This window comes from Rhizobium sp. BK529 (assembly GCF_014194105.1).
Classification (GTDB): Bacteria; Pseudomonadota; Alphaproteobacteria; order Rhizobiales; family Rhizobiaceae; genus Rhizobium.
In genome coordinates this window covers 13772-37072 of sequence record NZ_JACIAU010000003.1, presented here as the reverse complement: position 1 = coordinate 37072, position 23301 = coordinate 13772, and the positions used below count along the sequence as shown (strand labels likewise).

Annotated in this window: 16 protein-coding genes; 9 read left to right on the top strand and 7 right to left on the bottom strand. The window is 60.4% G+C overall.

What is annotated here, in order from left to right:
* Positions 1-23: 23 nt before the first annotated feature.
* The 4 genes from FHX08_RS20105 to FHX08_RS20090 form a co-directional block, all read right to left on the bottom strand.
* Entirely contained in the window at positions 24-1262 is a 1239-nt protein-coding gene (locus FHX08_RS20105) for an ROK family transcriptional regulator (protein WP_132658623.1), read from the bottom strand.
* 39 nt (positions 1263-1301) lie between these two features.
* Complete coding sequence (locus tag FHX08_RS20100; protein WP_132658624.1) at positions 1302-2144, bottom strand: carbohydrate ABC transporter permease; 843 nt, start codon at positions 2142-2144, stop codon at positions 1302-1304.
* A complete protein-coding gene (locus FHX08_RS20095; RefSeq protein WP_132658625.1) occupies positions 2141-3070 on the bottom strand; it encodes a carbohydrate ABC transporter permease in 930 nt (309 codons plus the stop codon). The genes FHX08_RS20100 and FHX08_RS20095 overlap by 4 nt, the downstream gene beginning before the upstream one ends.
* A gap of 68 nt (positions 3071-3138) precedes the next feature.
* Complete coding sequence (locus tag FHX08_RS20090; RefSeq protein ID WP_132658626.1) at positions 3139-4437, bottom strand: extracellular solute-binding protein; 1299 nt, start codon at positions 4435-4437, stop codon at positions 3139-3141.
* A gap of 278 nt (positions 4438-4715) precedes the next feature.
* Between FHX08_RS20090 and FHX08_RS20085 the strand changes: the two genes are divergently transcribed.
* On the top strand, positions 4716-5762 hold the full coding sequence (locus FHX08_RS20085) for a Gfo/Idh/MocA family protein (protein ID WP_132658627.1): 1047 nt from the start codon (positions 4716-4718) through the stop codon (positions 5760-5762).
* A 15-nt stretch (positions 5763-5777) separates the two neighbouring features.
* Here the strand turns inward: FHX08_RS20085 and FHX08_RS20080 are convergent, their stop codons facing one another.
* A complete protein-coding gene (locus FHX08_RS20080; protein WP_132658628.1) occupies positions 5778-6914 on the bottom strand; it encodes an ROK family transcriptional regulator in 1137 nt (378 codons plus the stop codon).
* Between the two features lie 208 nt (positions 6915-7122).
* On the opposite strand from FHX08_RS20080, the gene FHX08_RS20075 reads away from it, so the two are divergent.
* The 7 genes from FHX08_RS20075 to FHX08_RS20045 all read left to right on the top strand — a co-directional run bounded on the left by FHX08_RS20075 (position 7123) and on the right by FHX08_RS20045 (position 19711).
* Positions 7123-10149, top strand: a complete 3027-nt coding sequence (locus FHX08_RS20075; RefSeq protein WP_132658629.1) for a glycoside hydrolase family 38 C-terminal domain-containing protein — start codon at positions 7123-7125, stop codon at positions 10147-10149.
* A 232-nt stretch (positions 10150-10381) separates the two neighbouring features.
* Positions 10382-12412 carry a transketolase gene (gene tkt, locus FHX08_RS20070; RefSeq protein WP_132658630.1) on the top strand — a complete coding sequence of 677 codons (2031 nt, stop codon included), beginning with the start codon at positions 10382-10384 and terminating at the stop codon, positions 12410-12412.
* Positions 12413-12816: 404 nt separating this feature from the next.
* Complete coding sequence (locus tag FHX08_RS20065; protein WP_132658631.1) at positions 12817-15069, top strand: CDC48 family AAA ATPase; 2253 nt, start codon at positions 12817-12819, stop codon at positions 15067-15069.
* Positions 15070-15754: 685 nt separating this feature from the next.
* The gene (locus FHX08_RS20060) at positions 15755-16900 is read left to right on the top strand and encodes an extracellular solute-binding protein (protein ID WP_132658632.1); all 1146 of its coding nucleotides are present in this window, start codon (positions 15755-15757) and stop codon (positions 16898-16900) included.
* Positions 16900-17790 carry an ABC transporter permease gene (locus FHX08_RS20055; RefSeq protein ID WP_132658633.1) on the top strand — a complete coding sequence of 297 codons (891 nt, stop codon included), beginning with the start codon at positions 16900-16902 and terminating at the stop codon, positions 17788-17790. Before FHX08_RS20060 ends, FHX08_RS20055 begins: the two co-directional genes overlap by 1 nt.
* Positions 17787-18608, top strand: a complete 822-nt coding sequence (locus FHX08_RS20050) for an ABC transporter permease (protein WP_132658634.1) — start codon at positions 17787-17789, stop codon at positions 18606-18608. The genes FHX08_RS20055 and FHX08_RS20050 overlap by 4 nt, the downstream gene beginning before the upstream one ends.
* Before the next feature lie 23 nt (positions 18609-18631).
* Entirely contained in the window at positions 18632-19711 is a 1080-nt protein-coding gene (locus FHX08_RS20045) for an ABC transporter ATP-binding protein (protein WP_132658635.1), read from the top strand.
* Positions 19712-19716: 5 nt separating this feature from the next.
* Here FHX08_RS20045 and FHX08_RS20040 read toward each other — a convergent pair whose 3' ends face one another.
* The gene (locus FHX08_RS20040; protein WP_132658636.1) at positions 19717-20550 is read right to left on the bottom strand and encodes an inositol monophosphatase family protein; all 834 of its coding nucleotides are present in this window, start codon (positions 20548-20550) and stop codon (positions 19717-19719) included.
* A gap of 148 nt (positions 20551-20698) precedes the next feature.
* Complete coding sequence (locus FHX08_RS20035; RefSeq protein ID WP_132658637.1) at positions 20699-21724, bottom strand: LacI family DNA-binding transcriptional regulator; 1026 nt, start codon at positions 21722-21724, stop codon at positions 20699-20701.
* Positions 21725-21933: 209 nt separating this feature from the next.
* Here FHX08_RS20035 and FHX08_RS20030 point away from each other — a divergent pair, with 209 nt between their 5' ends.
* On the top strand, positions 21934-23217 hold the full coding sequence (locus FHX08_RS20030; protein ID WP_132658638.1) for an ABC transporter substrate-binding protein: 1284 nt from the start codon (positions 21934-21936) through the stop codon (positions 23215-23217).
* Positions 23218-23301 lie beyond the last annotated feature (84 nt).

Here is a 23301-nt window from a genome sequence, read left to right as displayed (position 1 = left end):
TCCCAGTGGCCTTGCGGGCAGTTTCAATTGTTCAGGCGATCCATGAATTTGAGGGGCGAACGGGTGCGTTGAACGGCGTCAGCCGAGGCGAGCATCAGGGCGGCCGCCATCGGCATCGCTGCTGCTCCGAGCGCCGATGCGTCCTCGCCGATCGAGGCGCGATGCAGCGTGGGCAAAGTGGTGTCTTCGGCCGTCAGGTGTTCGTGAACGTAGCGCAGCAACTCGTCGATCATGCGGATCGGCAGCCGGCCGCCGATGATGATGGCGTCAGGATCGACGATCATGCCGATATGCTTGACCGCGACGGCCAGATGCGCGCTCATGTCCTTCAGCCACTTCGAGACGAGCGCCCTGCCATGTGCGTCGAGTGAAAGCAGGTCCTGGGGCACGCTTGCCCGGATGCCGTGTTCGGCCAGGAATTTATAGAGAAAGAGGAGCGTCACCATTTCGCCGAGAAGGTCGACCTTCTGCGCCGCCTTATCGCGGCCGTTGGCAATCGGCAGCCAGCCGATTTCGCCGCTGAGCGCCATGGCGCCGCGATGGCCATTGCCGTCGAGCACGAGGCCGCCGCCCAGACAGGCGTTGATCGCGATATAGAAGAAGCTGCGGCTTTCGGCCCCGAGCCCATAGTCAAGCTCGGCAAGGGCTGCGGCATTTGTCTCGTTTTCGATGAAGACCGGATGCTGCGTCAGGTTTTCAAGCGCAGCCCGCACGTCGAATTCCATCCATTCCGAATAGTCGTCGGGCATGCCGAGAAAGGTGATTTCGCCAAGCCAGTCCGGCATGGCGAGCCCTATACCAGCCAGATGCGCATCATCGATCAGGCGGCTCCGCTGGAAATGCGAGATAGCGTCCGCCGTCAGCTGCATGAATTCCGCCGGCCGGACGTGGCGCTTTTCGTGGTGCACACGAGCCCGGATATTACCGACGGCATCGACGGCGACGATTGTCAGATGATCGCGATCGATGTTGATGCCGATCGCGAAAAACGCATCGGGGTTGATCTCGAGTTCGATTGCCGGCTGGCCCCTCAGCCCATGCCGGCGGCGGGCCTCGATGATCAGGCCCTCGTCGAGCAAACGGTCGACGATCCGGGCGATCGCCGGCTTTGTAAAACCTGTCTGCCGGGCGATCTCGGCGCGCGAAATCGGAGCCTGTCGATGGATGCAGCGAAGGACGACCGCTCTGTTGTGCTCGCCCGCATCCTCGACATTGGCCCCCGTCAGGTCAGGAGACAGTCTGGCGCCGGTCATCTGGTTCATGGGTTGGGATCCTCTGTCAGCCACTCACGCAAGCAGGCTCTATCCCTTCACCGCGCCGCTGGTCATGGCGCCGAGGATCAGCCGCTGGAGCGACAGGAATGCCACGATCGCCGGCACGACGGAGATCAGGCAGGCGGCCGCAAGCAGCTGAATGGACGAGTCGGTCTGCATGCCACGGAAGTTAAAGATCCCGACGCCGATCGGCATCAGATTGTTTTGAGTGAGCAGAAGAAAAGGCACGAGGAATTGCGACCAGCCCGCAATCACGGTGATGATGAAGACGGAAGCGATACCAGGCGCCGAAAGCGGCAGGACGATCCGCCAGAAGACCGAAAATCGGTTGCATCCATCGATCATCGCCGCCTCGTCGAGACTGCGCGGAATGCCGTCAATCGTGCTTTTCAAAAGCCAGGTCGCGAGCGGCACGCCGAGGGCGATGTAGACCATCGTCACTGCGAAATGCGTATCGAGCAGGCCGAGACGGTTCATGTAGCGGTAAAGCGGTACCATAATGACGAGTGGCGAGATCATCTGGAACAGGAGGAGCCCCATCATCGACAGCCCCTTGCCGCGGAACTGGTAGCGGGAAAATGCGTAAGCTGCGGGCAACGCAACGATCAGAACGCCAAAACCGCTAAGTGCTGCGAGCTTCAGGCCGTTCCAGAGATAGATCGGGAAGTAGCTGTTGTTGAGCACGGTAATGAAATTGTCGATGGTCGGATTTTTAGGGATGTAGCGCGCCACACCCCGATAGATCTCGCGTCTGTCTCGCAAGGCCATCGACAGGAGGTAGCTGAGGGGGCCGGCGAAGAAGATGAACATCGCCAGCATGAAGAGGTAGCTTAAGAAATCACCGAAGCGCGTGCCGGTACGTCTGCTCATTGCTCTTCCTCCTTCGGCAGGAACGATGCGTAAACGAAGGCAAGCCCGAGGCTGATGATCAGCATCAGCACGGAGAGCACGCTACCGCCGGAAAGGTCGTAATTGCGGAAGACGATATTGAACACATAAAGCGAGATCACCTCGGTCGCGCGTCCGGGGCCGCCCCCTGTCAGTGTGATGATCGCGTCGAATGTGTTGAGCGTCATGATCGTGATGAGGATCATGTTGACGAGCATGGCCGCGCGCAGCTGGGGCAGCGTGATGAAGAAGAATTGTTGCGGGCCTGTTGCGCCATCGACGTCGGCCGCTTCGTAGAGCGAGGGGTCGATCGCTTTGAGGGCGGCATACATGACAACCATCGAGAAGGCCGTGCCACGCCAGATGTTGGAGATCAGCGCAGACCATGGGGCGATCGCCGGATCGGAAAGCCAGGCGACGGTTGGCAGGTGCATGAGCCGCAGGATGCTGTTCAGCGCCCCATAGGGGGCTTCGGAAAACAGCATCTGCCAGATGATGCCGCCGGCAATGCCAGGGACCACCCAGGCGACGAGTGCCGTGGTGCGCAGGATCGTGGTGCCGAAGAGGCCGCGTTTCTCGCCTCTGATGACGACGACGGCAACGGCGAGACCGAATATCTGCTGGCCGATGACGCTGCCGCCGACGAAGATGAGGGTCGCCCATAAGATGTCAGGCAACTGCGGCGAACTCAGCGCGTTCGAAATCGTGCCGAGCGTGTAGACCGGATTGTCGCCGATCAGCGTCGCATTGGTGAACGACAGGCGAAACACGTCGATGACAGGGTAGAGATAGAAGATGCCGATGACGATGATCACCGGCATGATCCAGGGCAAGGGTGCCCCGGCAAAACGGCGCATGAACGATCTGCTGTGAGGCGGGCTGGCAGCCTCGATGGCAATGGGGCTCATAGGGCTTCTCTGTCCGGGTTTGACATGACCGGCGACGCCCGTCATGGGCGCCGCCGCGATCTCAATCGTTAGAGACGCTTGTAAGCCTCCATCGTCGCGTTGAACGCAGCGTCCAGAGCCTCTTCCGGCTTCTTGGTGCCGGACAGCACGTCGCCCATCATGATCTGTATCTGGTTGGAGATTTCCGGATAGATCGGGGCGCCCGGACGGGCCTGACCGTTGACGAGAGCGCCGGCAAAGGTCTTGTTGGCGTCGGTTGCGAAGACATCGTACTTGTCAAAGAGCGACTTGCGCGTCGGCAGCTGCTGTTGAAGCGCATTGGCCGGTCCCATATAGACCTCGCGGGCAAGATTGGCGCACATCTCCACCTTGTCCTTGTCCTTGCTGAAGGAGGCGATCGTCCAGCCGCCGGTACCCGTGGAGCGCTGATCGGCGGTCGGGCCGGGGATCGGCGAGAAGGTCCATTTGGCAAATTCGTCCTCATCGAGCGTGACCTTCAGCTGGGCATATTGCCAGTTGCCGCCGATGAAGAGCGCCGTGGTTCCGGCTGCAGCGGCAGCATTGAGGTCGTCATAGTTGCCGATGGTCGTCACGCGCTTCGGTGCTGCTCCGGAATCGACGAGGTCCTTGTAGTAGTTAAGGGCTTTCAGGAATTTCTCCTTGTTTTCGCCCTCACCGAAGACTGGTTTACCGGAATCGTCGACGAGCTTGCCGCCGAGCGCCCAGTAGTTCGCCAACCAGTCGAAAGTGGATCCCTCGTATCGACCGGCATTGAAGAGGATGCCTTCCATGCCCTGCTCGACGGAAGAAAGTCCGGCCTTTTTCAGATCATCCCAGGTCTGCGGTGCATCGGCGACGATCGACTTGTTGCGGTAGAGCACACGAAGGTCCGTATCCCACCACCACGCGCGGATCGTCTGATCCTTGTCGGTAATGCCGTTGCGGATGAAGGGAAAGAGGTCGGCGACTTCCTCCTTCGAGAAATAGGGCGTGAAGTCGGCAAGCACATGATTGACCATGAACTGCGAGAGCACGAAGGAGTCGACCGCGGCGCAGTCAGGGGCATTGCCGGCCTTGGCCTGTTCCAGCATCTTGGCCTGTTCGGTGCCGATGTCAGCCGACATGAACTGCATCTGCAGCTTCCAGTCGGGATGCTTCTTGATGAAGTCGACAAAGAGCTTCTGATAACCGTCTGCGATTGCCGGATCGGCATTGTTGGGGCTGTCGTTGGTGAGCCGAACGACGAGGGTTTTCGGCGCATCGGCGGCGCCGATCCGGTCTTTGGTCGCAAGCTCCTGGGCAAATGCGGCAGGCACTGAAAATAACATTGTGCTCAGCGCTAGTGCGCTGATGAACGCTCTCTTCATGATGGGTCTCCTCCCCATTTTAAACGGATACAGCCTGGTGGTCGGTTGACCTCTCCTCATTTCCATGCTGCATTAATTAGATTAAGTTACTTTGATTTGATGTCAAGCCGCAGCTTGGGAGGATTGAGATGCTGGCGACATTCAACACAAGCTAGCGGACCGCAGCCCCACTTCCCAATCACTGAAAAATCGAGCCATTGCGGCCATCCGCAATGGAGCGATGAGTTTTTGCCTCGGCTACGAGAGGATAGCCGAACCTGACATCTATGGAGGATCAGATGCGCTTACTCATTCTCGGCACTGGCGGAATGGCCAACCAGCATGCTGCAAATTTCAAGGCGATCGAAGGCGTCAGCGTGGTGGGCGGGGTCGATGTCGTGCCCGAGCGGCTGGCGGCCTTTTGTTCGGAACACGGTATTCCCAATCACTTCAGCTCCTTGGAGGAGGCGCTGGCCTGGGGCGAATTTGACGCCGTTGCCAATGTCACACCCGACCGCATTCATCACCCGACGACGCTTCAGGCGATTGCGGCGGGCAAGCATGTCTTCTGTGAAAAGCCACTGGCGACCGATGCCATCAAGGCGATGGAAATGACCGATGCCATCGAGAAAGCGGGTAAGGTCGGCATGGTCAATTTCACCTATCGCAATTCGCCTGCCCTGCAGAAGGGCCGGCAGATGGTGCTTGCCGGCGAGATCGGCGAGGTGCGGCACATTGAGGCGTCGCATCTGCAGAGCTGGCTCGTTGGCCGCCATTGGGGCGACTGGAAAACCGAGAGCAAATGGCTGTGGCGCCTCAGCAAGAAGCATGGATCGAACGGCGCGCTCGGTGATATCGGCATCCATATCGTCGATTTCGCGTCCTACGGTTCGGGGCTCGACGTCGCCCACGTCTTCGCGCGGTTGAAAACCTTCAACAAGGCGCCGGACCACAAGATCGGCGAATATGATCTCGATGCGAATGACAGCTTCACCATGAACGTCGATTTCACGACCGGCGCGATCGGCACCATTCAGGCGACGCGAACAGCTGCCGGCCAGATGGACCAGCTGCGTCTCCGGGTCTATGGCGAGACGGGTTCGATCGAGATGATCTATGACACTGGAAAGTCGACCCTTCGGGCCTGCCTCGGCGAAGACGTCCACACGGCAACATGGCGCGACATCCCCTTCGATCCGGTGGAGACGAACTACCAGCGCTTCGTGCAGGCCGTCCGGGCGGGCAAGACGCAGGAACCATCGTTCCGCAGGGCAGCGAATATCCAGAAGGTCCTCGACAAGGCGCTCGCATCGGATATCAGTCATATGGACGAGGCGCTTGCCTGAGCGAAGGCTGCGGCGTCAGGCCGAAACCGGCGGCAGCAGGGTGTTGAGGAAGGGCAGCAGTGCCGCCCCCAGCGCCACCCCGCCGCCGCTGAAGCTTGCCGGCTTCATCGGCGAAATCCAGGGCGTCAGGAAGGGGCGCTTCGAGGTGTCGCGGCGTTCGACGGAGAGCTGGTGGATCAGCGCTTCAATGACGCTTCGCGGCAGGTCGCCGCCGATCATGATGACTCCCGGCGCAACGAAGCCGGCCATCGCAATGATTGGATCAAGCAGGTGGCTTGCGGCATCACGGATCCACTGCGTCAATTGCGGGGAAGAGAGTTCTTCGCCCGCCATCAGCCGTCTGAACTCGTTATCGCTGACCAGCGCACGCAAAGCGCCGAAGCCGACAACGGTGTTCAATTGGACATTGTCGGGGCCTGTCAGCATCTCGCCGATGCTGCCTGCGCGACCGTGAACGCCCGAATAGGGAATTCCGCGAATGAGGAAACCGGCCTGTACGTCCTCGTCGATGATGATCATCGACAGTCCGCCTTCGGGAGCCGGCGTGCCGATGGTTCGTTCGGCAAGCAGGCTTACGGTGCACTCATTCTCCACATGACAAGGGGAAAGCCTCGATGCTGCGTTGAGCTCATCGCTTTCTTCTGCGCTCCAGTCGTTTGACCCGATCCCCAGGCCGATGATCGGCAGGCCGTCGTGCCGGCTGATCATGTTCTGGGTGGCCGAAAGGACGGACGTCACGCGCGTTGTCGGGACGAGGGGAAAATACTCGCGGTCATGAACCTGGCCGCTGAGGTCGATCAGAACGGCTTCGCCGCGATTTTGGCGGACCCTGACGCCGATCGAGAACGCGCCATCGGGCCGCAATGCAAATTCGGTGGCGGTTGCGCCGCTGCCTGCGCCGTTGCGGCGGTGCGACGTCACCAGGCCCTCGTCGCTCAGGCGGCGCAGAATATTGGTGATGCCCGGACCGGTGAGCCCGGAGTGCTGGCCAAGTTCCATGCGGGTCAACGGGCCGTGTCGACGGATCGCCTCCAGGATGACGCGGATATTTCTGTCGGCGATTTCTCCTGACCGCAGACCGATTGTTTTACCGCGTGCAACGGCCGTTTCTTCTGGCTGACGCCGCCGCGGCCCGGATCGAAGATACCGCATAACCGTCTTCCCTAAGCACCTGATTGCTTGTGTATCACCGGCAAAAGTCTCGCAACTTATTTCTTGCACGCTTGACTGCAAAACAAAGTTACTTAATCTAAGAAAAACCACGTGCCCGGTTGGAGGAGGAGGCGGGGACGCGGGGCTGCGGCCTATTGCCCGCCTTTCTCCCCGCCCGTCAGTTTGCTCGTTTCCGACAGGACCCGCCATGTCTCTCACCATTGCCCAACGTCTCGATCGTCTAAAGGTCCGTACGGCCGAACTCGCCCACTGGCGCGACAGGCAAAGCGTCCTGATCGACGGCTGGACCTTTGACGGTAAGCCGATCGCTCATCATCAGGACTGGCCGCACCGCAAGGGGACGGTGCATTTCGCGGCATCGGTGACCGTACCGCGCGACTGGCCGATCGATGAGGTTCGCCTGCGGCTCGATCTCGGTGGCGAGAGCCTGATCACGTTGCATTATTCCGGCGGCCAGGTAGAGACGTTCGGGCTCGATCCCTACCATCAGGAGTTCCCAATCAAAGACCGGGAATTCTCTATCAGCACAGAGAGCGTCGCACGCTTTCCGTTTGGAGAGCCGAACCGGGCACCGCGACTCAACGAGGCGCGGCTGATCCGGCTGGATGAGCCGGTCCACAAACTGCACCTCCTGTTGCGGCAGATCGGCGAGGCCGCTGCCGTACTCGAAAGCCATGAGGTCGTGCCGCATCTGATCGACGCGGCCGAACGGGCGCTGCGCAGCCTCGACTGGCCATCGGATACGTCAGCCTATATTTCGCGCACATCCGGCGCGGTGATGCAGCAAAAGATCTGGGAGTTGCCGGAACTCCAGGTAAATCCGGCCGGCCTTACCGAGGTACAGAGCGCTTCGGCAGGTGCTGCCCATGATGGACTGGTCGCACGACTGAAGGAACTCCAGGAACGCTTTCCGCCGAATGGGCAGTTGCTGCTCACCGGCCACGCCCATATCGACCTCGCCTGGCTATGGCCTTACGGCGAGACGCGCCGGAAGATGCGGCGCACCTTCAATACTGCGCTTTCGCTGATGGAGCGGTCGGACGACTTCCGCTTCAATCAGTCGACGGCCCATTATTATGCGCAGATGGAAGAGGATGATCCCGAGCTTCTCGAGCGGATCAAGAAGAAGGTCGCCGAAGGCAAATGGGAAACCGTCGGCGGCATGTGGGTCGAACCCGACACCAACATGCCGACGGGCGAGAGCCTCGCGCGGCAGGTCCTTTACGGGCAGCGCTATTTCGAGAAAAACTTCGGCTTGCGCCATACGGTCTGCTGGCTGCCGGATTGCTTCGGCTTCTCGGGTGCCTTGCCGCAGATTTTAAAGCTCGGCGGGATCGACAGCTTCTTCACCATCAAGGTGAACTGGAGCGAGACCAATCATATCCCATCCGATCTTTTTTGGTGGAAGGGGCTCGATGAAAGCAAGGTTCTGACCCATACCTTCGACAATCCCATGCACGGCTATAATGGTTTCGTGCAGCCGGATTGCTTCGTGCCGACGTGGAAGAATTTCCGCGGCAAGACGCAGCACGACACCTCGCTGCTGGCCGTCGGCTATGGCGACGGCGGCGGTGGCGTGACACCGGAGATGGTCGAACGCGAAGTGCAATTGCGCGACTTTCCGGCCATCCCCAGGGCGCGTTGGGGCACGGTGAAGGGATTTTACGAAAAAGCCCATCGCACGGCGACAGAAAAGGAGCTTCCGGTCTGGGATGGAGAAATCTATCTTGAACTGCACCGCGCGACGCTGACGTCGCAAAGCGGCGTCAAGCGCAAGCACCGGCAGGCCGAGCGGGCGCTTATAACGGCGGAGACGATTGCTTCGCTTGCCCATTTGCTGGGTGGCAGCAAACCACAAAGCCTGGAAGCGGATTGGCGCGTCGTCCTGAAGAACGAGTTTCACGATATCCTGCCGGGCTCGAGCATCCGCGAAGTTTATATCGATGCCGAGCGAGAACTCGACGGCGTCATAGGCAATGCCAGGGCTGAACAGGCCAGGGTTCTGAAGACGCTATCCACTCATCTTCCGGCGGGTGGCGTGGCCGATGCGCTGGTCGTCGTCAACCCGTCGCTCGCGCCGCGGCCACTCACCGCGAAGCTTTCCGATGGCACGGTCCTGTCGTCTGCCGATCCCGTGGCACCTCTTTCCGTGGCTGTTTTCGACCGCAAGGCGTTGAAGCCCGCCGGACTCCTGAAAGCCGATACCCACAGTCTCGAAAACGAGCATCTGTCGGTCGTCATTGGCAAGGATGGCGCCGTTTCGAGCCTTGTTCACAAAGCAACGGGTAGGGAGGCCATCGAGGGTTCGGCAAATCAGCTCTGGGTCTATCCTGCCGATAAGCCGCGCAACTGGGATGCCTGGGACGTCGATGCCGACTATGCCGAAAAAGCTGTCCGTCTTGAGGCGCCGCAGAGCATTACGCTCGTCGAACAGGGGCCGCATCGTGCCGCGATCCGCGTCGTCCATCGATACCGGGACTCGACGGTTACCCAGCTTTACGTGCTGTGCGCCAATGCGCGCCGGCTCGATATCGAAACCACGATCGATTGGCATGATCGGCGGACCCTCCTGAGAACCCTGAACCCGGTGGCCGTGCGGTCTCGCATCGCCACCTTCGAATGCGCCTTCGGTATCGTCGAGCGCCAGACGCACACCAACACGTCGTGGGAACAGGCGATGTTCGAGGCTGCCGCACATCGATTCGTCGATCTCAGCGAGCCGGGCTTTGGCGTTGCTCTGCTCAACAATGCCAAATACGGACACAGCGCTCGGGGCAATGTCATCGGCATGAGCCTCGTGCGCTCGCCAATCTATCCCGATCCGCTCGCCGACGAAGGGGAGCAGAACTTCACCTATGCGCTGATGCCGCATGAAGGTGCCTGGCATGAAGGAGATGTCCTGCAGGAAGCGATTGATCTCAATCAGCCGCTGGTCACCGTCGAGGCGACTGGGCTTTCGGCGGGCACATTATCGCCCCTCGGTGTGCAGGGCATACCGGTTGCCATTTCGGGGCTGAAACCGGCAGAGGAGGGCGAAGGCCTTATCCTGCGGCTTTACGAGCCTGCGGGCCGGCGCGGTCGTCTTTCAATCGCCTTGCCCTCGGGGTGGCAGGCTTCAGGACCTCTGAACATCCTAGAAGAGCCGATCGAACGTGCGGGACCTGCCGACATCATGCCCTTTGAAATTCGGACTTGGCGGCTGCAGCAAAACTAGCCGCAACCATCTTTGGGACTTGTCATTACGCGTTTCGAACCCATTGTCGATCGCTCGTGAGGAGCGATCGCGGCGTGTGTGAATGTCTCAATCGAACCCGGAACGAGCCACGGTCGGCGAGATGACCATTGGATGAGGCGTTCGTGGCGAGATTTCAACATGTCGCAGTAGCCCAGTCCGCATCGGGCACTATCTTCGGTTTGTCCTTTCACCCAGACCTGAGGAAACGATCATGACGGAATCCGTGAAGTCTGTACCGGCGCCCCGCGATCAACACCTGCGCGACATGGCCAATTGCATCCGGTTTCTCTCGATGGACGCCGTCGAGAAGGCCAAGAGCGGGCATCCGGGCATGCCGATGGGCATGGCCGACATTGCTGTCGTGCTCTTTTCCGAATTTCTGAAATTCGATGCCGAAGATCCCTACTGGTTCGACCGGGACCGTTTCCTGATCTCCAACGGTCATGGCTCGATGCTGCTCTACAGCCTGCTCTATCTGACCGGCTATCGGGACATGACGATCGACGAAATCAAGAATTTTCGCCAGATCGGCAGCAGAACGGCGGGGCACCCGGAATATCACCATGCTACGGGGATCGAAACGACCACGGGTCCGCTCGGACAGGGCATTGCCAATTCGGTCGGCTTCGCACTTGCCGAGCGCATCATGAACGCCAGGTTCGGTGACGATCTATCCAACCACTATACCTACGTGTTCCTCGGCGACGGATGCCTGATGGAAGGCATCAGCCAGGAGGCCATATCGCTGGCCGGCCATCTGAAGCTCGGCAAGCTGATCGCGTTCTGGGACAATAACTCGATATCGATCGACGGCGCGACGAGCCTGGCGGAATCCGACGATCAGCCGGCGCGGTTTCGTGCGTCGAACTGGCATGTTCAGGAAATCGACGGCCACGATACCGACGCCATCCGCAATGCGATCGTCGAAGCCCAACGGGTCACCGATCGCCCGTCCATGATCGCGTGCAAGACCATCATCGGCTTCGGCTTTCCGACCCGCGCCGGCACGCAGAAGGCCCATAGCGACGCCCCCGGCGAAGAGGAGATTGCCGGCGCCCGCAAGATACTCGGCTGGAATGCGCCACCTTTCGAGATTCCGTCCAACCTGTTGGAAGACTGGAGAAAGATTGGCGCGAAGGGACGCAATGCCCGAATGGCCTGGGCGGTCCGGGTCCAGACGGCGAAGGCTGACATTCGCGCTGATTTCGAACGCCGCATGAAGGGTGAACTGCCCTCGGACTGGACGAAGGCGATCGAGGCGGCAAAAGAAGAGCTTCTCTCTGCTGAAAAGGACCTTGCGACCAGGCAGGCGAGCGGGATTGTGCTCAACCATCTCGCAGAAGCGCTCCCTGAGCTCATCGGCGGATCGGCAGACCTGACGCCTTCCAACAATACGAAGGCCAAATCCATGATCGAGATCGCGCCTGGCCAATATAATGGCTCCTACATTCACTATGGCGTGCGTGAGCATGGCATGGCTGCAGCCATCAACGGGATCGCTCTTCATGGCGGGCTGATCCCCTATGGCGGCACCTTCCTGACCTTCTCCGATTATGCGCGCCCCTCCATTCGACTGGCGGCGATGATGGAGGTGCGGTCGATCTTCGTGATGACGCATGACTCGATCGGCCTCGGCGAGGACGGCCCGACACATCAGCCGGTCGAACATCTGACGGCGCTGCGCGCCATTCCGGGCCTTGCCGTATTCCGCCCGGGAGATCCGATCGAGACGGCGGAATGCTGGCAGGCCATTCTCGACGCCCCGCGGCGGGCTGCGCTGATTGCGCTGTCCCGCCAGCCCATGCCGCTTCTGAGAAAGGAGCCGGGCTCCGAAAACCTGTCGGCAAAAGGCGGATATGTTCTCCTTGAAGCTGCGGGCGGCGAGCGTCAGCTGACGATCATGTCGACCGGGTCGGAATTGCACCTCGCCGCTGAGGCAAGAGCCAGGCTCCAGGCGGAAGGCATTCCAACTGCAGTTGTCTCCATCCCCTGCCGACTGCTGTTCGAGGCGCAGACGCCCGACTATAAGCGCGCGGTTCTCGGGCAGGGAACGGCGCGTGTCGCGGTGGAAGCGGCCGTCCGGGACAGTTGGGACCGATATCTCGGGCTCGACGGCAGGTTCGTCGGAATGCACAGCTTCGGCGCGTCGGGCAAAATCGGCGACGTCTACGAGAAGTTCGGCATCACCACCGATGCGGTGACGAGCGCAGCAAAAGATGCGCTCCGCTCTCTGCTTCGATGAGTGGTTGGCGATCCGCGTCCTGAAAGCAGCGTCCCGATGCTGTTTGTAAAGGCGCTCGGCCATCGGCGAGGGACGTGTCAGGCCGCCGTCATCGGCACGTTCTTCAGCAGTGGCCGAACCAATTCGCATTTCGACGGATTTGCGCGTGCCATGGACCCTCTGGGCTTTTCAGTCGAGAAAGTTTTGAGCGAAATTGCTCGCCCAGCCTTCCTTAAGGCCGATCGGCTAGCGATGCATCGCTTATGGTCGCAGCCGCCTCGCACACAGACTGGATCAATGCGGCGGCTCGAAAACCGTCATCCATGCCCTATACTTTGATCCACTTCTTCCGACAGGGTCATCGGGCGTAATAATCCTCGTGCCGATCCTTACGCGTTTCAGTTCCCGACTTTATGGAGGTTCTTGTGTCCGTCTCAGATGATCAGATACTCACATTGCAAGTTGCAAACATGAGACCGCAGGATGCGGGAACAAGCATTGCGCGCCTATCTTCGAGCGCGATGAGCAAGCTTGGTATTCGAGAGGGTGACCTCATCGAACTTATCGGCAAGCGCCATACGGCTGCGGTCGCGATGCGTCCCTATCCCGATGACGAGGGATTGAACATTGTGCGCCTCGATGGCCTGCAACGCGTAAATGCCGGAGTGACGAGCGGAGACCACATCGAAATCCGCAAAGCCGAGGCGCGTCCGGCGACGAAGGTGGTTCTGGCGCCGGCGCAGAAGAATTTGGTGCTACAGGGATCAGGTGAGGCTCTGCAGCGAACTTTCCTCCAGATGCCGATGGTTGCGGGAGACGTCGTTTCGACATCGGTGCAGCAACGAATAAGGGATCCACGGTTCAATCTTCCGGCTTACGGTCTTCAGGAAATCAGGCTCGTTGTCGTCTCGACGCAGCCTCGTGGCATCGTCCAGATGACAGAGCAGACCACAGTCGAGCTGCGTCCGCAGTTCGAGGAGCCGAAGGAGGCACGCCGCGCGGACGTCACCTACGATGATATTGGCGGTCTAGGCTCGTCCGTCGAACAGGTCCGCGAGATGGTGGAACTGCCCTTGCGCCATCCGGAGCTCTTTCAGCGCCTCGGCATCGACCCGCCGAAGGGCGTATTGCTCTACGGGCCTCCGGGAACCGGCAAGACCCTTCTTGCCCGGGCCGTCGCCAACGAGACGGAGGCCAATTTCTACCATATCGCCGGACCCGAAATCATGGGCAGCCGATACGGCGAGTCCGAGGAACGGCTGAGGCAGGTCTTCCAGGAAGCCTCGCAGAACGCTCCTTCCATAATCTTCATCGACGAGATCGACTCCATCGCGCCGAAGCGTGAACAGGTCACTGGCGAGGTCGAGCGACGTATCGTTGCCCAACTCCTGACTTTGATGGATGGGCTGGAGCCCCGGCAGAATATTGTCGTTATCGGTGCGACCAACAGGCGCGACGCGATCGATGAGGCGCTGCGGCGTCCGGGACGCTTTGATCGCGAGATTGTCATCGGCGTTCCAGACCAGAACGGGCGGCGCGAAGTCCTGGCCATCCACACCCGTGGCATGCCGCTTGCGGAAGATACCGATCTCGACGAAATCGCCAGAACGACCTACGGTTTCGTCGGCGCGGATCTGGGGGCACTCGTTCGCGAAGCAGCGATGGATGCGTTGCGACGTGTGCTGCCGGACATCAATCTTCGGGAAGGTATTCCGAGTGAGGTTCTGGAGAAGCTGACGGTTTCGCAGGATGACTTCCTGTCGGCGATGAAGCGTATTCAACCATCGGCTCTGCGTGAGATCATGATCCAGGCACCCAACGTGCGCTGGGAGGACGTCGGCGGACTGGACGAAGCACAGATGAAGCTGAAGGAGGGTGTGGAGCTGCCGCTGCGCGCACCGCAGTCCTTCAAGCGGATGGGCATTCGCCCCGCCAAGGGCTTCCTGCTCTTCGGGCCTCCGGGAACCGGCAAGACGCTGCTCGCAAAAGCCGTGGCGCGCGAGGCTGAAGCCAATTTCGTGGCGACGAAGTCATCCGACCTTCTGTCGAAATGGTATGGCGAATCCGAACAGCAGGTTTCGCGGCTGTTCGAGCGCGCCAGGCAGGTCGCCCCGACGGTTATCTTTATCGATGAGATCGACTCGCTTGCTCCGGCCCGTGGCGGAGGCTTGGGTGAGCCGGCGGTAACCGAACGCGTGGTCAACACGCTTCTGGCAGAGATGGATGGTCTGGAGGACATGCAGGGCGTCGTTGTCATGGCGGCGACCAACCGGCCAAATCTTCTCGATCCCGCGCTTCTGAGACCGGGCCGTTTTGACGAACTGGTCTACGTTCCGGTCCCTGATGCCAAAGCGCGGCGGAAAATCCTCGGTATCCATACGAAGAAGATGCCATTGGCTGACAATGTCGATTTGGATGAACTCGCCGAACAGACCGTGCGCTTTACCGGGGCCGACCTTGAGGACTTGACGCGTCGCGCTGGACTCATCGCGCTGCGAACTTCGCTCGACGCTTCCACCGTGACCAAAGAGGATTTCTCCAAGGCGCTCCAGGAAGTCCGCCCGTCCGTCACCCCGGAAATGGAGCAGGAATACGAGGAGATGCTGCGGACGTTGCGGCAAGAAAGCCCGCAGCGACGGCAAATCGGTTTTACCCCACTGCGGCAGGCTGCGGAGTAAAGACGATGGAGGCGGCCAAACCTCGGTTTTTATTTCCTGAAGGATGACGAACCCCGTCCACGGCAACCCCGTCCGGTCCTGGAACCCCGTCCATCAACGGCAGATTCTGGACGGGGTTCACAGAGGTGGAGGGTGTATGGACGGGGTAACCCCATCCGGCTTAGGCGGTTGATTCGAAATGATTATCGTCTGCTGGAGGGGGTGGACGGGGTTGTTTGCTGAAAGGTGTCGGAAACGAGTTATGCGGCTTGTAAACGGCGAAATACAGGGTGTTTCCGGAGACTCTTGGGAAATGCGTTTTAACCCCGTCCACCACCTCCGCGCATCGTCGCCTCCAATCTCTTGGTCTGACGCGCAACCCGGTCGAGCGGACCAAGGAAGCCAGCTGTAGGCCCGGCAGCGGCTTAACTGCGAGCTTTCTCACGCCCACGCGATCAAGTCGCGTATTGACCACTCCTTGGTGCCAGGCATTCTGGCCGGGCTGTTTCACTCAGGAAATAACGAACTTGTCTGACGAATTTTCCGGGGTCGATAATGCTGCCCGGAATCGAGTATCGGCCTCGTCTACCAGCATTTGGCACACGTGTGCATTTTCTTCGCTTCTGTCATTCCGATGTTACGCGCCGGAGTTAGCAAGTCTCAGAACTCATCTGCGGCGCGGCCTCGAGAACGAAGGGAGACAGGTATGAATAGGCGCGAATTTCTGATCACCTCATCGGCGGCCGCGGGTCTTCTTGCCCTTCCGCGTTTCGCCTCGGCCGCCGCAGGCACGATCGATCTCTACAGCGGCTCGGATTCCAATATCATCGACCTCTGGAATAACATCATCCGTCCGGCTTTCGAAAAAGCGCATCCGGAAGTCGCGCTGAAGGTGACCGATGGCGGCGACAATAACGGATTGCGCGCCATCGCCGATCGCGCTCTCGCCGCGCTGAAGACCAAGACCGATCCGCAGGCAGATCTCTTCGAATCCTTCGATCCGCGCCTTCCGGCCGGCGGTATCGATGCGGGTCTCTGGGTAAAATTCTCCGCGGAGAACGTTCCTGGCTTCGACCGCGTCAACCCCCTCGCTATCGACACGCCCTACGCGCTGCCTTATCGCGGCTCGCAGGTTCTGCTTGCCTGCGACAAGACCAAGCTCGACCCGAAGGACGCTCCTAAGACCTGGGAACAGCTGACGGCCTGGATCAAGGCCAATCCCGGCCAGTTCATCTACAACCGCCCGGACAAGGGCGGTTCGGGCGGAAATTTCGTTCGCCGTGCGATCCACGAAGCCAATGGCCGCGATCCGAAGAAGTTCAAGATCGACAATTTCAGCGCCGACTTTGCCGAACAGTCGCTGACGCCGGCCTGGAAGATCCTCAATGATCTCGCGCCGTCACTCTATCAGAAGGGCGCCTATACCGCCGGCAACACGCAGTCGATCCAGCTTCTCGCTCAGGGCGTCGTTACCATGGCCCCGGTCTGGTCCGATCAGGTCCTGCAGGCGATCTCGCAGGGCGTTCTGCCCGAGACGACCGGCCTCGTGCAGCTCTCCGATCTCGCACTCTGCGGCGGGTTTTCTGCCATGACGATCTTCACCAACGGCGCCAACAGGGATGCTGCCCTCAAGCTCGCCGCCTTCATGCTGACGAGCGAGATGCAGGAAGCCATCATCACCGAGATTGGCGGCTTCCCGGGCGTTTCCTGGGATCACGTTTCCGAAGACCTGCGCAAGAAATATGCCGACGTCATCCCCGCGACCATCCCGACCTTCCCGGGCGGCGACTGGGAAAAGGCGATCAACGACGGCTGGTACCGCAACGTCGCGCCCGGCATCAGCCGCACCTGATGGCGGTCGATACGGCGCAGCCTGCGGTCGTTGACCGCGCTCAGCCTCCTAGCAGGGGAAGCCTTTACGGGCTCCTCCTCGTCGGCATGCCGGTCTTTCTGGTCGGCTGGCTGATTATCTTTCCGATCTTCTCGGCAGTTGCCGCGACCATTTTCGTGCGGCAACCGGACGGGACGATCGCGTTTTCGCTCGCCTCCTATCATTTCTTCTTCACGGATGGGTACAGCCTGAACAATCTCTGGCTGACGCTCTGGACCACCCTTATCTGCGGTCTGCTCCTGCTTGCAATCGGCTTTCCGATTGCGCTTTACCTGCGGTTTTCCGGCAGCCGCCTTGCTGCTTATGTCCAGGGGCTTGCGATCTTTCCGATGTTCGTCCCTTCGATCATTCTCTCCTACGCGTTGATCCGTACGATCGGGCCGAATGGTACGGTCGACATCCTGCTTAACGCCGTTGGGCTGCCGAAACTGCCGAGCCCCTACCTGACGCCCTGGGGACCGGTTATCGGCCTCGTCTGGGACAATCTGCCCCTGACCGTGCTGATGCTGGCGGCCGGGCTCTCATCCGTTTCCAATAACTCCATCGAGGCTGCCCGCGATGTCGGTGCAAGACCTTTGAGAGTTTTCATCTCGATTATCCTTCCGCGCATGGGCAATTCGCTGCTGGTGACGGCATCCTTCGCCGTGCTTGGCATATTCTCGGCCTTCACGCTCCCCTACGTGCTCGGTCCCGCTTCGCCTGAGATGATGGGACCCTTCATGCAGCGCACCTTCGCCGATATGAACGACCCGTTGAATGCCCTGACACAGGCCGTCATCACTTTTTGCTTCTGCCTCTTCTTCGGCGTCGTCTACGTCTGGTCGATCGCCCGCAACCGCGAGGGCCGATGATGCGCCAGGCGGCCACATTGAAACTCGACTGGATTGGTGTGGCTCTCTCGCTGCTGCTGACGCTCTTCATCGCACTGCCGCTGCTGGTCGTTGCCACCTGGGCCTTCACGGAGGTCTGGCGCTTTCCCTCGGTCATTCCCCAGCAATTCGGGCTGCGTTTCTGGTCGCAGACGCTGGCCCGCAAGGATGTCTGGGATGCGCTTTTCCTCAGCCTGCGGCTGACGGCGACGGTAACGGTGCTATCGGCGATCATCTGTCTTCCTGCGGCCTACGCCTTTGCGCGCATGCGTTTTCCAGGGCGCAACGTCCTCTTCCTCTCCTTTCTCGCTTCACACGCCTTTCCGAAGTTCGGGTTGCTGGTGGCGATTGCCGGCATTTTCCTGCAGCTGGGGCTGATCAGCACCTTCTGGGGCGTGGTGCTGATCCAGCTCGTCGGCACGCTGATGCTGATGATCTGGATCCCGGTGGCCGCCTTCCAGAATGTCGACCGGCGCATGGAGGAGGCCGCGCGCGACGCCGGCGCAATGCCGCTTCGCGTCTTCTGGTCTATCACATTGCCGCAGGCTGCGCCGACGATCTCAACCGCAGTGCTCCTGACATTCGTCGGCACGTTCTATGAGACGGAGGGCGCCTGGCTGATCGGCGCGCCGGAAATTCGCACCATGCCGGTGCTGATGATCAGCTTCATCAATAGCCAGATCGTCGTCCAATATGGCGCCGTCCTCTCCGTCATGCTGTGGGTGCCGTCCTTTGCGGCATTGATGTTTGCGCGACGCGTTGTCGGGACCGGCGCCTTTGCGAGGGGCTTGGGCGCCTGAGCGCCGGCAGAAAGGATAGGACTATGGCACATCTGGCAATCGAAGGCGTTTCGAAGAGCTTCGGCCATACCTTTGCCGTTCGCGATTTTACGCTTGAGGTGGGCGATGGCGAACTCGTCTGCCTGCTCGGCCCGTCAGGTTCCGGCAAATCGACATTGCTGCGCATGATCGGCGGCTTTGAGCGGCCGACGGGCGGCAGCATCCGCATCGACGCTAAGGACGTGACGACCCTGCCGCCGGAGCGGCGCCCGACCGGCATGGTGTTCCAGAGCCATGCGCTTTGGACCCACATGGATGTCTTTAACAACATCGCCTTTGGCCTGAAGCTGCGGCGCCTGCCGAAGGCGGAGATCCGCCGGCGTGTCGAGGATGCTTTGGTCCTCGTTGGTCTTGCCGACTACGGACGACGGGCTGTGACGCAGCTTTCTGGCGGCCAGCAGCAGCGCGTGGCCCTTGCGCGCTCGCTCGTCCTCGAACCGAAGATCCTGCTGCTCGACGAACCCTTTGCCAGCCTCGACCAGCACCTGCGCGAGCGGCTGCGCGAAGAAGTGCGCGATATCCAGCAGAGGCTCGGCATCACCACGCTTTTCGTCACTCACGGCCAGGATGAAGCCCTGGCGCTTGCCGACCGCATCGTCGTCATGCGCGACGGCCGCACCGAGCAGGTCGCACCGCCGAGCGTCATCTATCGCGCGCCGCAGACGGCCTTCGTCGCAAGCTTCATCGGCTCGATGAATTTCGTCGAGACCGAGATCCATAACGGGGTCTGCGCGCATCCGCTGTTCAGTTTCCCCATTCCCGTTGCAGACGGAAAGGTGACACTTGCGATACGCCCGGAAGCTTTGACGGTGCGTCCCGCCAGCCAGGCGGCAGAGGCGACGGTCCATCGCGTTACAGATTTCGGCACGCATAAGATCGTGGATATCGACCTTGCCGATCGCCTCAGGCTAAAGGCGATGGTTGCGCCAAGCGATATGATCAGAGCCGGTATGCTCGTGACTGCGAGCTGCTCCGCCTTTTTCGCCTTCCGCGACAACGCGCTGATCCATCAGTCGGGATCGGCCGAAGCGGCTGCAACCGTGCAGCCGCTCTTTACGGCCTGAATAAGTCAGGCTTTCGGCTGAAAGCCTGCCTGCAGCCAGGGATAAAGTGCCTTGCTTGCCGCGAGGATATCGCCTTTGCCGCTCACGCCAGCGCCGGAAAAGCGCGTGACGATGCCGCCCGCTTCCTCGACCATCAGCGCCGAAGCGCCGAAGTCATGCACTAACAGACCATCCTCGAAGAAGCCGTCTAACCGGCCGCAGGCGACATAGGCGATTGAGAGCGCTGCCGAACCGAGCCGACGCACACCGGCGGTATTGGCCATCAGCCGTCTGACAGCATCGAAATAGAGATCCTCCGGGACCGCCTTCACCTGGCCGGGGATCGGCAGGCCGGCGCCAACGAGCACGTTCTGGATATCGGCGACCTCGGCGCAGTGGATCTGCTCGCCGTTCAGCCAGGCGCCGCCGCCGGCCTCGGCGCTGAAGAGCTCGTCCTGCATGGCGTCATACACGACCCCGGCAACGACACGGTCGGCCTCGGCGATCGAGATCGTCATGCCGAAATGCGGGATACCCCAGGCGAAATTGGTCGTTCCATCGATCGGATCGATATAGATGACCGGCGCGTCCGCGCCGCCCTGCCGGTTGCCGACCTCTTCCTCGCCTTTGATCGCATAGGTTGGGAATTCGTTCATCATCTCCTCGACGATGATTCGTTCGACTGCGACATCGATTTCGGTCTGATAGTCGCGGGCAGCCTTGTGGACCATCTCGGCGGCCGTGCGTCGTCTGAGCGCCTTGCACGCCGTTTCGCCTGCCTTGAGGGCGGTTTCGGCAAGCACGAGCAGGCGGGGCGAGGCTGCCGGCGACAGGCGCGCGGCGGTCGAGGACAATTCCATGAAGACAATCCGTGTGATGACTGAGGATGGCAGGCGATTAAGCCGTTTCCATTACAAATGTGCATGATGCTTTTATGAAGCGGGCGCAACGACATTCAACGCTGCGTTAACGGTCGCGGGCACCGAAATCTGCTGCGGCCCCACAATGTCATGCCTCGGTTCGCTCGTCCGCCGGCGCAGCACAGGATTCGCGCAGGATCAGCCTAGGGGGAAAGACCGTGCGCGCAGCGCTTGGCGGCGTTCTTGTGGCGATCTCGTTGAGCAGAGAGGAGATCGCCTTTTGGGCCATTTCAAGCACCGGGGCGGCGACGACGGTCGGCGGCGGGTTCATGATATTTGCGAAATCGAAATCATCTATGCCGATGACGGAGACGTCGTCCGGCACCTTGAAAGCCATTTCGCGCAGAGCGTTCAGGACGCCGAGCGTCATCATGTTCGACAGCGCAAAAATCGCTGTCGGCGGCTCCGGCTCACGCATGCGCCTCATCGTGCTGTCATGCGCCAGCGCCTGGTCGAAACGCCCCTCAAGAAGCAGGCTCGGATCGACCGGCAGGCCATGGATGGCATGCGCCTGCATATAGCCGGCAAGACGATCTTCACCGGTGACGATATTGTTGCGTCCGATGGTGACGGCGATCCGTCTGTGGCCAAGGCTGATAAGGTGCTCAGTGGCCATGCGGCCGGCCGCGATATTGTCGAGCTTGATCACGTCATAGGGCAAGCCCTCAATGAAGCTGTCGAGCAGGATTGTGGGCACATGGATCTTGTCGATCATCCGGGCGCCATGCTCGGCATCCGAGCGCGTCGGAATGATGATGAGACCTTCGACGCGCTGCATGCGCATCATGGTCAGGATCTGCTGCTCGCGGTCATGATCCTCGCTTGTCGAATAGACCGCCGCCATATAGCCGGCATTGAGGCAGGCGGACTCGACGACCTTGGCGACCTTGGCAAAATGCGGATTGGTAATATCCGGCAGGATCAGGCCGATCAGCCGCGACTGGCCCATACGCAGGCTGCGCGCGCCAGCATGCGGGATGTAGCCGATGTCGCGGACGGCGGCCTCGACCTTGGCGATCACCTCGTCGCTGACTGGGGCTGAACGATTGAGCGCGGCCGATGCCGTCGATATGGCGACCCCAGCCCGTTTCGCCACATCCTTGATGGTGGCCATCCCATCCTCCAGAGCTTTTTCTCGGACCTCTTGCCATGGGGCCGTTCTGATGCTCTTATACGAAACGTTTCGACTAAGCAAATGGCAGCTCGCGGAGCCGGGAGGGATCTGGGTCCGCGAAATCTCAGTAAAAGAATACGAAACGTTTCGACCGGTGGAGGCCGGGACAGATGGGAACGCGCCGGAAGGAGGCGCAAAGGGAGGATTACATGCATGAGTTCTCGCGGCGTTCGCTGCTGATTTCGTCTGCTGCTCTTGTCGCCGGCGCAGGTGTCGGGCGCGCCTTCGCGCAATCGGATGCAACGGCGACACTGAAGATGCAGGGCTTCGGCGGCGACGCCGAGTTGTCCGCCATGACCAACGCCATTGCGCGCTTCAACAAGAAGTACCCCAACGTCAAGGTTGAACTCTCCGTCGATCCGATTTCGACCGGCTGGGGCGACTACGTCACCAAGGTCTTCAGCCAATTCAATTCCGGCCAGCAAGCCGATGTCTACGGCACGGCTATCGAGACCTTCCAGAGCTTCTCGTCGCGCGGCCTCTTTCTGCCGCTCAACGATTTCGTTGCCGCCAATCCGGGCTTTTCCGACTTCGCGCCGAGCCTCTTCAAGCAGTCGAGCTACAAGGGGGATATCAACTATATCCCGATCGGCTGGAACAACATCATGATCAACTATAACCGGGATTTGTTCGACAAAGCCGGCATCGCCTATCCAAAGGATGGCAAGTGGACATGGGACGAGTTCCGCGACGTCGCCAAGAAGCTGACGGTCAAAGATGCGTCCGGCAACGTGACCCAGTTCGGTTATGAAGTGCCAAACCAGAATTTCTTCATTCAGCCCTGGTTCTTTTCGAACGGGACCGGCGTCATCAATGACGAGTGGACGGCATCGAACATGCTCGATCCAAAGGTCGCCGAGAGCCTGCAGTTCCTCTACGACCTCATTCATGTCGACGGCGTCTCGCCGATCCCCGGCAAGGATACGATGGACAATCAGTTCATGGCCGGCCAGGTGGCCATGATCAGCCGCGGCCACTGGATCATTCAGAGTGCCAAGAACAACAAGCTGAACATGGACGTCGCCATTCCGCCGAGCAAGGTGACGGACACGACGGTGATTGGCTTTGGCGGCTACGCTGTCGCCAAGACCAGCAAGCAACCCGATCTTGCCAAGGCACTGATCCTCGAACTGACGAGCGAGGAGACGCAGAAGGAAGAGGGCGAAAAAGGTGGCGGTGTTCCCGGTCGCAAGTCGGCAGCCGAGACACCCGGATTCCTGAGTTTCCCGCCGAGTGCAGCGCTCTACTACCAGACGCTGCCGAATACCAAGGCGGTGCCTTCGCCTGCCAATTTCCAGGAGGTCGAGAAGATCTTCATCCGCTATCACACGGCGATGATGGCCGGAGAGGTCAAGATCGCCGACGGCGTCAAGCAGGCCGATGCCGAACTCAACGCCTCCTTCGAAAGGCTGAAGAAGCGCATGGGCGGCTGATCGACCAAGGGCTCTCACGATCTTCCTCCCGCCGTCGCGGCCGGGCGGCAGATTGCCTTGAAGGCGTCTGCCGCTCCGGACGCG

Bases quoted from the DNA above. Each gene is read 5' to 3' on its own strand.
- FHX08_RS20105 (WP_132658623.1), bottom strand. From the start codon at position 1,262: ATGAACCAGATGACCGGCGCCAGACTGTCTCCTGACCTGACGGGGGCC.
- FHX08_RS20100 (WP_132658624.1), bottom strand. From the start codon at position 2,144: ATGAGCAGACGTACCGGCACGCGCTTCGGTGATTTCTTAAGCTACCTC.
- FHX08_RS20095 (WP_132658625.1), bottom strand. From the start codon at position 3,070: ATGAGCCCCATTGCCATCGAGGCTGCCAGCCCGCCTCACAGCAGATCG.
- FHX08_RS20090 (WP_132658626.1), bottom strand. From the start codon at position 4,437: ATGAAGAGAGCGTTCATCAGCGCACTAGCGCTGAGCACAATGTTATTT.
- FHX08_RS20085 (WP_132658627.1), top strand. From the start codon at position 4,716: ATGCGCTTACTCATTCTCGGCACTGGCGGAATGGCCAACCAGCATGCT.
- FHX08_RS20080 (WP_132658628.1), bottom strand. From the start codon at position 6,914: ATGCGGTATCTTCGATCCGGGCCGCGGCGGCGTCAGCCAGAAGAAACG.
- FHX08_RS20075 (WP_132658629.1), top strand. From the start codon at position 7,123: ATGTCTCTCACCATTGCCCAACGTCTCGATCGTCTAAAGGTCCGTACG.
- tkt (WP_132658630.1), top strand. From the start codon at position 10,382: ATGACGGAATCCGTGAAGTCTGTACCGGCGCCCCGCGATCAACACCTG.
- FHX08_RS20060 (WP_132658632.1), top strand. From the start codon at position 15,755: ATGAATAGGCGCGAATTTCTGATCACCTCATCGGCGGCCGCGGGTCTT.
- FHX08_RS20055 (WP_132658633.1), top strand. From the start codon at position 16,900: ATGGCGGTCGATACGGCGCAGCCTGCGGTCGTTGACCGCGCTCAGCCT.
- FHX08_RS20050 (WP_132658634.1), top strand. From the start codon at position 17,787: ATGATGCGCCAGGCGGCCACATTGAAACTCGACTGGATTGGTGTGGCT.
- FHX08_RS20045 (WP_132658635.1), top strand. From the start codon at position 18,632: ATGGCACATCTGGCAATCGAAGGCGTTTCGAAGAGCTTCGGCCATACC.
- FHX08_RS20040 (WP_132658636.1), bottom strand. From the start codon at position 20,550: ATGGAATTGTCCTCGACCGCCGCGCGCCTGTCGCCGGCAGCCTCGCCC.
- FHX08_RS20035 (WP_132658637.1), bottom strand. From the start codon at position 21,724: ATGGCCACCATCAAGGATGTGGCGAAACGGGCTGGGGTCGCCATATCG.
- FHX08_RS20030 (WP_132658638.1), top strand. From the start codon at position 21,934: ATGCATGAGTTCTCGCGGCGTTCGCTGCTGATTTCGTCTGCTGCTCTT.